Consider the following 11,357-nt stretch of genomic DNA (forward strand, 5'->3'; position numbering starts at 1 on the left):
GCCGTCTTCCTGACTACTCACCTGCGGCTCGGCCCACAAGAGAAAACGATCATCATCACCACTTTGGCGGAAGCCGTCGTCACTCCCAGCGAAAAAGCTTCGCCGCCAGGACACAACTGCCCACCGCGAAAGCCGCCAAGACGGCGAGTTGCAGCGGCTGGGCGCCGGCGCCGGTCCAGGCGTCCTCCATGGCCTTGACGCCCGGCGGGACGTACGCGCCGATGTCCTGGATGACCGTCGGCAACAGCGGCCGCGGCAGGTACACGCCGCCGAGGAACATGATCGGGATGTAGGCGATCATCGCGATCCCGCCGGCCGCGCGGCCGGTCTTGGCGACCGACGCGGCGATCAGCCCGAACCCGAAGATCGCGGTCGTGCCGAGCACGAACGCGAGCAGGAAGCCGAGCGGATGCCGCGGTCCGGGGACGTCGAAGACGGCCGAGCCGAGCGCGATCATCAGGCCGATCCCGGCGATCGTGACGGTGACGTTGATGATCAGCTGCGCCACCAGCAATTTCGCCGGATGTACCGGTGTGGTGGCGAAGCGGCGGAGGATGCCCTGTTCGCGGTAGGCCGCGATCACGGTCGGGATCGCCTGCAGGCCCATCAGGGCGATGCTGAGGACCACCAGCGATGGCACCCAGGCGTCGATGAACCTCATGCCCGGGGTCTTCTCGCTCTCCGTCCGAAGCGCCGGGATGGCGCCGAGGCCGAGCAACAGCACTGTCGGCGACAGCAGCCCCGAGAGGACCCAGACCGGCGAGCGCAGGGAGAGCTTCGTTTCGGTGACGGTGATCTTGGTGAGGGTGTTCACGGTTCGTCTCCCGTTTCAGTCGCGGCCGGTCAGGGTCACGAAGGCGTCGTCCAAAGAGGTCTTGCCGGTCCGGTCACGGAGTTCGGCGGGGGTGCCGGTGGCGACCACGCGCCCGGCGTCGAAGACGGCGAGGCGGTCGCAGAGGCGTTCGGCTTCGTCCATGAAGTGCGTGACGAGCAGGACGGTGACGCCGGTGTCGCGCACGCCCTCGACGAGCTTCCAGGTGTCGCGGCGGGCGTGGGGGTCGAGTCCGGTGGTCAGCTCGTCGAGGACGGCGACCTCGGGGCGGCCGACCAGCGCGAGCGCGATCGAGACGCGCTGCTTCTGCCCGCCGGAAAGCTTGCCGAAGTACTTGTTCCGCTGGTCGGTGAGTCCCAGTTTCGCGAGCAGGTCACCGGTGTCGGCGGGGTTCGCGTAGAAGGACGCGTAGAGGTCGAGCGCCTCCTGGACCTTGAGCTTTTCCGGCAGGCGGCTCTCCTGGAGCTGGGAGCCGAGGCGCTGCCGGAGAGCGGCGTGGTCCTTGCCGGGGTCGAGGCCGAGGACCGAGATGCCGCCGGAGTCCGGCGTCCGCAGTCCCTGGAGGCATTCGACGGTGGTGGTCTTGCCCGCGCCGTTGGTCCCGAGGATCCCGAAGATCTCGCCCTGTTCCACGTGGAACGAAACGTCGTCGACCGCGACGTGCTCCCCGTACGTCTTGCGGAGGTTGGTGACTTCGATGAGTGGCATGCGAAAAACGTTATGGCGCAAGGGGTTCGGCCAGAATGGCGCTGAGACCCCAACCGGGGTGGGGCTGGGCCCACCCCGGTCGGGGCGCTGTGGCCACTGCGTCCGTACCTGACGGTGAGCGAGACTTCTCGCATGATCCGCAAGTACCTCATCTCGGTGCGCCGCGGCCTCGTGCTCGCGGGGCTCGCCCTGGTGAGCTGGCTGGACCTCCTCGTCGAACTGGTGGGTTTCTGCCTGCTCTGCCTGGGGCTGGTCTTCGCGTACACGCTGGCCCTGGAGGGAATGCGCCCGCGCGCCGCGCTCACCCGGCGGCTGTCCGGACGCTGGTGCGGTATCGAGGTCGAGCCGCCCTATCGGCCCGCCCCGCCGGAGCCGGAACGCGAGCGAGATGGCTGGTATCGCGAAGGGAACAGCCTGTTCAAGCGGTCCTGGTTCATCAAGTGGACCAAACGGTTCGAGTGGATCTCCGACGATACGGCGACCGGCCGCGACCTGGGCTGGCAGCTGTGGAATCCGTTCGCGGGTCTGCTGCTCGTGCCTGCCGTGCTGCTGACCGGACCGCGTGCGCTGCGGGTGTACGGCCACTGGACCCGATGGTGGCTCGGACCTCGCGCGTCTCAGAGCGCCGAAGGCTGGCTCAGGCGGCATCTCAAGGCGCTGGGCCACCAGATGGGCCTCTTCGGGCTTTCGGTCGCGCAGCTCGGGATGTCCGTCCCGACGATGCTCGTGCTGATCGGGCCGGCGCCGGCGTTCCCCACGCTGGTGATCGCGGGCCGGACGGTGACCGACACCCTGCGCCGTGAGGCCAGGAACTGGACCGGTGTGCGGATCGACCGCCCGTATCTGCCGGAGCCGCCGTTCCCCGCCCCGCGGCCGGACGGGATGTACCAGTACCGGCGGCAGCTGTACGACACGCCGTGGTGGCCCGCACGGCTGGGCCGTTTGCGCTGGGTGATGCGGGACAGGGCGACCTGGCGTGACCTGGCGGGCGCCGTGGTCAACTCCGTCGTCCTGCTGCTGATGATGCTGCCGACGGCCGCTCTGGTGCTCTTCGGGTTCATGGGATTCCTGGCACTTTGGGTGTGGCGGCCGATCGCCCAGTGGACGGAAACCTCCTGGTCGACCACGCAGTGGTTCTCGATGATCGGGTTGCCCGAAGCGACCACGCACTGGCAGGCGCTCGCGCTGACTCCGGTCGCGGTGGCGGCTTTCGTGGTGGGCCTGATCGCGACACCGTGGCTGGCGCGTCAGGAGGCTCGCTTCGCGAAGCTGCTTCTGGGGCCGACAGAAGCTTCGCGGCTGGAACAACGTGTCGCGCGGCTGAAGCAGACGCGGACGGACGCGTCGGCGGCGCAGGCCGCCGAGATGCGGCGTATCGAACGGGATCTGCACGACGGGGTCCAGTCGCGGCTGGTCGCGATGGGGATGAAGCTGGGTGCGGTCGAAGCGCTGATCGACACCGATCCGGCCGCCGCGAAACGGCTCGCCGCCGAATTGCGGCAGACGTCGTCCGAAACGTTGACGGAATTGCGGCTGCTGGTGCGGGGGATTCACCCGCCGGTGTTGTCCGAGCGCGGTCTCGGCGACGCGGTGCGGGCGATGGCGCTGGACAGTCCGCTGCGGGCTTCCGTGAGCGGTTTGCTGCCTCGGCTCGAACAGCCCGCGGAGGCGTGCGCGTACTTCGCGGTCAGCGAGTTGCTGGGCAACGCGGCGAAGCACGGTGAAGCGCGGAAAGTGTCGATCGAGCTCGGTTACGACGACGGTGTGCTGCGGATCGAGGTGGCCGACGACGGGAAAGGCGGCGCGAACGCGGCACGGGGCAGCGGGATTCGCGGGATCGAACGCAGGCTGGGCGCCTTCGACGGTACTTTTGCTCTGACCAGCCCGCCCGGCGGGCCGACGAAGGCGACCCTGGAGATCCCGTGTCAGCTCGACCCCGATGCGTCGTCGCCGAGGACCAGTACCTCCTCCGAGACGGATTGACGCATTTGCTGACCGCGCACGGTTTCGACGTCGTCGAGGCGGTCGGGACCGGACCGGAACTGGAGCGGGCGCTGCGGGCGCACCGGCCGGAAGTTTCGGTCGTGGACGTCCGGATGCCGCCGACGCTCACCGACGAGGGCCTGCAGGTCTCGTTGGCGGTGCGGCGCGACATCCCCGGATTGCCGATTCTCGTGCTGTCGCAACACGTCGAGCAGCTCTACGCGCGGGAACTGCTGGCCGACGGCGCCGGCGCGATCGGCTATCTGCTGAAGGACCGGGTCTTCAACGCCGACCAGTTCATCGACGCGGTGCGGCGGGTGGCGGGCGGCGGGACCGCGATGGATCCCGAGGTGATCGCGAAACTGGTGGCGGGCAACGCTTCCGACCCGCTGGCGGCCCTGACCCCGCGCGAACGCGAAGTGCTCGAACTGATGGCCGAGGGCTGTTCCAACGCCGCCATTGCCGGGCGGCTGCACTTCAGCGAAGGGGCGGTGGGGAAGCACACCGCGAACATCTTCGCGAAACTCGGCATCGTCGCTTCGGACGACACGAACCGCCGGGTGCTCGCGGTCTTGGCGTACCTGGGTTCCTGACCTGGCGGGCTGTTGGTTCGCGGGAGCCGCTCAGGGTGGGGGTGTGTGGAAATAGGGACGTTGAGTGTCCCTATTTCCACACACCCTCTCCGGATTCGACCGTTCACGCAGGACTGTGTGGATTTCTGGTCATCCAACGCACGAAAATCCACACAGTCCGCTCATCGCGAGCCAAGAAGGACCCCACACTCGGTGAGGCCCTTCATGACTTGCCCGACAGTTGTCCACAACCCTTCCCGGCTGTGGACAACCCCGTCTGACCAGCCCTTTTCCCGGTTCCAGCCGGTAGACTGGGTTCGGGGCCGCCCCCTGGGACGGGTGGGGGGCTGGGTAGGTGAGTCAAGAGCGGGAAATGTGGGTCATTTCGTCGCGTTCCACGACCTTGACGCGTTCGCGGCCGTGCGGGACGCCGAGGGACTTTTCATGGGCGTCGAGTTTGCCCCAGCCTTCCCAAGTGGTGAAGGGAACGCCGCGCTCGGCGAGGAAGCCGAGGATCGCGTCGGGATCGTCGATGGCCGGGGCCGTCAGATTGTCGGCGTCGGCCAGCAGGCTCGCGATCGTCTCGGCCGCGTCGCCCTTGGTGTGGCCGATGAGGCCGACGGGGCCACGCTTGATCCAGCCGGTCACGTAGACGCCCGGCACCTGGTCCTCGTCGATGTCCAGCACCCGGCCGGCCTGGTTCGGCACGGTCCCGGTGGTGTGGTCGAACGGGATCTCCGGCAGGTGAGACGACAGGTAACCCACCGCGCGGTAGACGGCCTGGACGTCCCAGTCGTGGAACTCGCCGGTGCCACGCGCATTGCCGTCACCGGTCAGCTCGGTGCGCTCGGTCCGCAGGCCGGTCACCTTGCCGTCCTCGCCGACGATCTCGCACGGCGAGTGCAGGAAGTGCAGGTGCAGCCGCTTCGGCCGGTCACCCTGGTCGCGGATCGCCCACTCCTGCAGCGTCTTCACGACCATGTCGATCTGCTTCGACGCCCGCAGCGCGGTGATGCTGCCCTCGTCGAACTCGATGTCCTCCGGGTTCACGATGACCTCGACGTTCGGCGAGTGGTCCAGCTCGCGGAGTTCGAGCGGCGTGAACTTCGCCTGAGCCGGGCCACGACGCCCGAACACGTGCACGTCGGTGACCGGGCTGGCCTTCAAGCCCTGGTAGACGTTGTCCGGGATGTCGGTGCTGAGCAGCTCGTCAGCGGTCTTCGCGAGGATCCGGGCCACGTCGAGCGCCACGTTCCCGACGCCGAGAACGGCGACAGAGGTCGCGTTCAGCGGCCAGGTGCGCGGCACGTCCGGGTGCCCGTCGTACCAGGAAACGAAGTCCGCGGCGCCGTAGCTGCCGTCGAGGTCGATCCCGGGGATGTCGAGCGCGCGGTCGGCCATGGCGCCGGTCGAGAAGATCACCGCGTCGTAGAACTGGCGCAGATCGTCGAGCTTGAGGTCGGTCCCGTAGTCGACGTTGCCCAGCAAGCGGATGTTCGGCTTGTCGAGGACCTTGTGCAGGGCGGTGACGATGCCCTTGATCCGGGGGTGGTCGGGCGCGACGCCGTACCGGATCAGCCCGAACGGCGCCGGCATGCGCTCGAACAGGTCGATCGTCACGTCGGCGTCGGACTTGTCGAGGATGTCGGCGGCGTAGATGCCGGCCGGACCGGCACCCACGATGGCTACACGAAGAGAACGGCTCACCCCTACCACGGTAAGTTAGGTTGCCCTAACAATCATTGTGATCTGGCGTACGGTCCACCTGCTGGGAGCCGCTAAGCTGAGGGCATGCGCGTGCTCGTCGTCGACAACTACGACAGTTTTGTCTACAACCTGGTCCAGTACCTGGCCCAGCTCGGCGCCGACTGCACCGTCTGGCGTAACGACGTCGTGGAGATCGACAAGCTCGGCGAGTTCGACGCGGTCCTCGTCTCTCCCGGTCCCGGAACCCCGGAACGTGCTGGTCAGAGCATGGACGTCATCCGCAAATGCGCCGACGAGCGCATCCCGATGCTCGGCGTCTGCCTCGGCCACCAGGCCTTGGGTGTCGTCTTCGGCGCCACCGTCGATCGCGCCCCCGAACTGCTGCACGGAAAGACGAGTCAAGTCCACCATTCGGGCGACGGAGTGCTCGCCGGACTGCCCGGTGAATTCACCGCCACGCGGTACCACTCGCTGACCGTTTTGCCCGAAACCATCGACGACGCCGTGTTCGAGATCACAGGCCGTACCGAGTCCGGTGTCGTGATGGGCATGCGGCACCGCGAGCTGCCGCTCGAAGGCGTCCAGTTCCACCCCGAGTCCGTGCTCACGCAGGGCGGGCACCGGATGCTGGCGAACTGGATGGCCTCCGCCGGGCACCCGGTCCCCGACGCCAAGGTCGAAGAACTCGAACAGGCGACCCGCGCGCTGCAGAAGGCCGCTGCTGCGTGACCTCGCTGATCCGGCTCGAAGGAGTCGGTAAGCGTTACGGCCGCGGCGAACCCGTACTCGTCGACGTCGACCTCGACGTCCCGGCAGGCCGCGTGATCGGCATCCTCGGCTCGAACGGCTCGGGGAAGTCGACGCTGCTCAGGATCCTCGCGGCGCTTTCCCGCGAAACCTCGGGAACCGTCGTCGGCAGCCCTCGTGTCGGCTACCTGCCGGACCGTTTCCCGGCGGGGCAGCGGATGAGCGCCAGGGCCTACCTGCGGCACATGGCTCGCATCGACGGCCTTGTCGACTTGTCGGCCATCGATCCTTTGCTGGACAGGCTCGCGCTGGTCGGCGGGCCGGACGCGCCCTTGCGGACCCTGTCGAAGGGCAACGCCCAGAAGGTCGGCCTCGCTCAAGCCGTCCTCGTCCGGCCGGAGCTGCTGATCCTCGACGAGCCCTGGTCCGGCCTCGACGTCGAAGCCCACACGGTGCTCGGCGAGATAGTCGCCGAGACCAGGGAACGCGGCGCGAGCGTGGTCTTCACCGACCACCGGGCCGCCGCCGTGCACGCCCACGCCGACGACGTCCACCGGATGGACGCCGGTCTCCTGACCCGCGTCGAATCCGCGGCGAAGGCCGAAACCGCGACCAGGATCGTCCTCCACGGACCCGGCGGTGACTGGTCGTCGGAACCCGGCGTCAGCCAGGCCGTGACCGAGGACGAAAGAGTCGTTCTGACGGTCGAAGCCGGGCACACGGACGCCGTCCTGCTGCGCGCGCTCAACCGCGGCTTCTCGGTCCGAGAGGTGGCGCCGTGCTCGCCATGACGCGCTACTACCTGGCGCTGCTCGGCCATTCCCAGCGCTATCTCCCCGCCATCCTCGCCTACCTCGCAGTCAATACCGTGCTCTACACCGATCCGAAGTCGCCGTTGCTGCCGCAGTACGGGATCAGCGCGGGTTCGCTCCTGGTGGTTTCGTGCTGGCTGACGATCGCGATGCTCGACGTCGAGGACCCGGTCCAGCGGCTGGTGACCTTCAGCCACGCGCGGCGCTGGCGATCGGTCCTCGGTGGCGCCGCACTGGCGGTCTTCAGTTGTGCCGTCGTGCTGATCCTCGTGACGGTGCTGTGGTCCGGCCTCCGGATCGGTGGTTTCCCGGTCGGCACCCTCGCTCTCGGCGCCGCGGTTCACGCGGTGTGCGCGCTGTTCGGGATCGCGATCGGCCTGCCCTGTTCGCGGCTGCTGATCCCGCGCGTCGGCTGGTCCGTGCTGGCGGCGATCTTCGTCCTCGCGGCCGTGCTCCTGGTGAAGTGGCTGCCGTTGGCCAATCCGCTCCTGCGCGCCTTGACCTCGCAACAACCTGTGGCCGGTCCGTTCACGGTGGCCGTGGTGGCGGCTTTCGCCGCGTTGTTCTTGAGCGCGACGGCCGTCGGCTACCTGCTTCGCCGCAACGCCTGACCACCTCGTGAGTGGTGAGGGCGGTTCTAACCGTCCTTACCACTCACGAGAAAAGGGCCCCGCACGAAACCGTGCGGGGCCCTTCCTCGATCAGTCCTGCTATCCGCCGCTACCCGGGATGGGGAAGCCGTTCGACTTACTCGACGTTGTCGGCGTCTCGTCGCCTTCCACGATGAACAGCGTGATCGGGGCGTTCTTCGCGACCTTCGCACCGGCCTGCGGGTTGGTCTTGCTGACCTTGCCCGCGTCGTCCCGGTCGCCGTTCTTGTCGGCCTGCGTGTTCGGAGTACCGCTCCAGCCCAGCTGCTGCAACTGCCGGATGGCCTGGTCCTCCGTCATGCCCTTCAGGTTCGGCATGTCGAAGGTCTCCTGGCTGCCGTCCGACACGGTCACCGTGACCACACCACCGACGGCGAGCTTTCCGCCGTTCGGGGTCTGCTCGACGACGGTGTCCTTGGGCTCGCTGGAGCTGGTGGTCTTGAAGCTCGGCGTGAACCCGGCCTGCCTCAGCCCGGCGTCGGCCTCGGACTTCGTCTTGCCCTTGTAGTTCGGGACCGTCTTCAGTTCCTTCGACTTCCCGACCGTGATGTCGACCTTGGAGCCCTGGTCGACATCGGCCTGCGCGCCCGGATTCTGCGAAAGGACCTTGCCCGCGTTGTTCGGTTCGTCGGTCTCCTGCTCGGTGGTCACCCCGAGCAGCAGCCCCGCACTGGTCAGCGCCGTCTCGGCCTCGCTCTGGGACTTGCCCTTGAGGTCCGGGGTCTTGACCTTGCCCGGTTTCGAGCCGACGGTCAGCGTGATCTTCTCCGTGGTCGGCGTCACCTGGCCCTCGCTCGGGCTGATCGCGATGACCTTGTCGATGTCGTTCTCGTCGCAAGCGGGCAGACCGTTCGCGGGCGCACCGGTGCAGGGGACTTTCTTTGTGGGCTCGAACGAGTTGAATCCCGCCCCCCGGAGCGTGTCCTTCGCCGAGGCCTCGGACTGACTGAGGACCTTCGGGATCGCCTTGCTCTCCGTACCGGTGCTGTTGAAGGCGTTGGACAGCCACATGATCAGCAGCACCACCGCCGCCAGCGAGACGACGAGCCCGGCGATCAACCAGGCGCGGCGCTTCTTCTTCGCGGCCGGGTCTTCGTCTTCTTCCTCGTACTGGTCGTAGCGCTGCGGCGCCCGGCGGTCGGAGTCCATGACCTGGGTGCGCTCGTCCTCCGACATCACCATCGGCGCGGCGGGCCGCTGGCCGGACAGCGTGCGGACCAGGTCCGAACGCATCTCCGCCGACGACTGGTACCGGTTCGCCGGGCCCTTCGCGAGCGCTTTGAGCACGACGGCGTCGAGCTCCGGCGCCACGGCCGGGTTCACCGACGACGGCGGGTTCGGGTCTTCCCGGACGTGCTGGTACGCCACCGCCACCGGGGAATCGCCGGTGAAGGGCGGCTCGCCGGTGATGAGTTCGTACAGCACACAGCCCGCGGCGTAGACGTCGGAACGCGCGTCGACGGACTCGCCGCGGGCCTGCTCCGGCGAGAGGTACTGCGCCGTGCCGATCACCGCGGCGGTCTGCGTCATCGCGGACTGCCCGTCGTGCATGGCGCGCGCGATGCCGAAGTCCATCACCTTGACGGCGCCGTTCTTCGTGATCATCACGTTCGCCGGTTTGACGTCGCGGTGCACGATGCCGTGCCGGTGCGAGAAGTCCAGCGCCGCGCAGACGTCGGCCATGACCTCCATCGCCCGCTTCTGCGACATCGGGCCTTCGGTCTTCACGATGTCCCGCAGAGTCCGTCCCTCGACGAACTCCATGACGATGTAGGGCAGCGTGCCGAACTCGGTGTTCGTCTCGCCGGTGTCGTAGACGGCGACGATCGCCGGGTGGTTCAGTGCCGCCGCGTTCTGTGCCTCACGACGGAAACGTTCTTGGAACTGGGGATCCCGCGCCAGGTCGGCGCGCAGGATCTTGATCGCCACCTCCCGGCCCAGGCGCACGTCGTGGCCGTGATGGACCTCGGACATGCCTCCGTAGCCGAGCGTGTCTCCCAGCTCGTAGCGGTTGCTGAGCAGTCTTGGTGTGCTCATCTCTGCGTGCCGTTCCATTCCGTCCAAGGTTTGCTGCTCATCATTCCTGGATTCGCCTGCCCGGCCGACTCCTCGGTGCTGCCCTCCGTCGGCCCCGCGGGGTACGCGGAGGTCGGTGAAGGACCTACAGACTTCTTACCCGGAGCCGGTGCCTGTTCACTCGTGTCCACGCCGCCCGACTGCTGTCCGTTGCCCGAACCGACCAGTCTCGCGATGAGGAAGGCTCCTGCCACCAGTACTGCGATCAGGATCACCGCGAGGAGCACCCACCAGCCCCATTGTGGCCGCTTGCCGGGCAGACGGCGGACCGCCATCGGGGGCGGGCCGGTGACCGGGTGCATCGCCGGATGCGACGCCGGTCCGACGGCCACCATCGGGTTCGGCGGCGAGTGCGGACCGGGCGGTCCCTGCTGCGGCATCACGGGCGGCTGGCCCACGGCGTAAGCCACGTTGACCAGGCCCGACGGCGTGGGCAGCGGCAGGCCGGCGCGGACCGCGGCCACCGCGGCCGCGAACTCGCCACCGCTGTTGTACCGCTGTCTCGGATCCTTGATCAGGGTCGCTTCGATGACCGCGCGGGTGCCCGGTGGCACGTCCGGCGGCAGCGGCGGCGGGAGGTCGCGGATGTGCATCATCGCGACCGTCACCGCGTTCTCCGAAAGGAACGGCCGGTGCCCGGTCAGGCATTCGTAACCGCAGACGGCCAGCGAGTAGACGTCGCTCGCCGGTTCGGCATTGTGCCCGAGTGCCTGTTCGGGGGCGATGTAGTGGGCGGTGCCCATGACCATGCCGGACCTGGTGACCGGGGCGGCGTCGGCGGCCTTCGCGACACCGAAGTCGGTGATCTTCACCTGCCCGGCCGGGGTGACCATGATGTTGCCCGGTTTGACGTCGCGGTGCACCAGACCGGTTTCGTGCGCGGCCTGCAGCGCGTTCCCGGCCTGTTCGAGGATGTCCAGGGTGCGCTCGGCGTTCAGCCGTCCTTCGCGGGTGATGATCGCGGCCAGCGGATCGCCTTCGACCAGCTCCATCACCAGGTACGCGATCGACAGCTCGTCCGCGACCGTCTCGCCGTAGTCGTGCACCGCGGCGATGCCGGGGTGGTTCAGCGACGCCGTCATCCGGGCCTCGGTCCGGAAGCGGTGCAGGAACTCGGCGTCGCCGGACAGCTCCGCCTTGAGGATCTTGACCGCGACCGTCCGGTCCAGCCGCGTGTCGCTGGCCTGCCAGACCTCGCCCATCCCGCCGACGGCGATCCGGTTCGTCAGCTTGTACCGGTCGGCCAGCAGCTGACCCGAGGACAGCATGC

The 11,357-nt window shown here is 68.1% G+C and carries 10 protein-coding genes; 5 read left to right on the forward strand and 5 right to left on the reverse strand.

Annotated features, from left to right (window positions below; translation table 11 throughout):
* Positions 1-79: 79 nt before the first annotated feature.
* Positions 80-814 (reverse strand): ABC transporter permease, encoded by a 735-nt coding sequence (locus ACZ5IK_RS15740; protein ID WP_465488292.1) that lies wholly within the window; start codon positions 812-814, stop codon positions 80-82.
* Positions 815-829: 15 nt separating this feature from the next.
* Entirely contained in the window at positions 830-1,540 is a 711-nt protein-coding gene (locus tag ACZ5IK_RS15745) for an ABC transporter ATP-binding protein (RefSeq protein WP_465488293.1), read from the reverse strand.
* Positions 1,541-1,672: 132 nt separating this feature from the next.
* On the opposite strand from ACZ5IK_RS15745, the gene ACZ5IK_RS15750 reads away from it, so the two are divergent.
* Both ACZ5IK_RS15750 and ACZ5IK_RS15755 read left to right on the forward strand, forming a co-directional pair.
* Positions 1,673-3,523 (forward strand): sensor histidine kinase, encoded by a 1,851-nt coding sequence (locus tag ACZ5IK_RS15750; RefSeq protein WP_465488294.1) that lies wholly within the window; start codon positions 1,673-1,675, stop codon positions 3,521-3,523.
* Positions 3,463-4,116, forward strand: coding sequence for a response regulator (locus ACZ5IK_RS15755; protein ID WP_465488295.1), 654 nt, complete (start codon positions 3,463-3,465; stop codon positions 4,114-4,116). Before ACZ5IK_RS15750 ends, ACZ5IK_RS15755 begins: the two co-directional genes overlap by 61 nt.
* Before the next feature lie 339 nt (positions 4,117-4,455).
* On the opposite strand, the gene ACZ5IK_RS15760 is transcribed toward ACZ5IK_RS15755, so the two are convergent.
* Positions 4,456-5,775, reverse strand: coding sequence for an FAD-dependent oxidoreductase (locus ACZ5IK_RS15760; protein ID WP_101611613.1), 1,320 nt, complete (start codon positions 5,773-5,775; stop codon positions 4,456-4,458).
* A 111-nt stretch (positions 5,776-5,886) separates the two neighbouring features.
* On the opposite strand from ACZ5IK_RS15760, the gene ACZ5IK_RS15765 reads away from it, so the two are divergent.
* The 3 genes from ACZ5IK_RS15765 to ACZ5IK_RS15775 are packed head-to-tail and all read left to right on the forward strand — an operon-like array spanning position 5,887 to position 7,972.
* Complete coding sequence (locus ACZ5IK_RS15765; protein WP_465488296.1) at positions 5,887-6,531, forward strand: aminodeoxychorismate/anthranilate synthase component II; 645 nt, start codon at positions 5,887-5,889, stop codon at positions 6,529-6,531.
* Complete coding sequence (locus ACZ5IK_RS15770) at positions 6,528-7,340, forward strand: ATP-binding cassette domain-containing protein (protein WP_465488297.1); 813 nt, start codon at positions 6,528-6,530, stop codon at positions 7,338-7,340. Before ACZ5IK_RS15765 ends, ACZ5IK_RS15770 begins: the two co-directional genes overlap by 4 nt.
* Positions 7,328-7,972: a hypothetical protein gene (locus tag ACZ5IK_RS15775; protein ID WP_465488298.1), complete on the forward strand. Its 645-nt coding sequence runs from the start codon at positions 7,328-7,330 to the stop codon at positions 7,970-7,972. Before ACZ5IK_RS15770 ends, ACZ5IK_RS15775 begins: the two co-directional genes overlap by 13 nt.
* A 99-nt stretch (positions 7,973-8,071) precedes the next feature.
* On the opposite strand, the gene pknB is transcribed toward ACZ5IK_RS15775, so the two are convergent.
* Positions 8,072-10,048: a Stk1 family PASTA domain-containing Ser/Thr kinase gene (gene pknB / locus ACZ5IK_RS15780; protein ID WP_465488299.1), complete on the reverse strand. Its 1,977-nt coding sequence runs from the start codon at positions 10,046-10,048 to the stop codon at positions 8,072-8,074.
* A complete protein-coding gene (locus ACZ5IK_RS15785; RefSeq protein WP_465488300.1) occupies positions 10,045-11,355 on the reverse strand; it encodes a protein kinase domain-containing protein in 1,311 nt (436 codons plus the stop codon). The genes pknB and ACZ5IK_RS15785 overlap by 4 nt, the downstream gene beginning before the upstream one ends.
* Positions 11,356-11,357 lie beyond the last annotated feature (2 nt).

It is taken from the genome of Amycolatopsis sp. NPDC031561 (assembly GCF_055580625.1).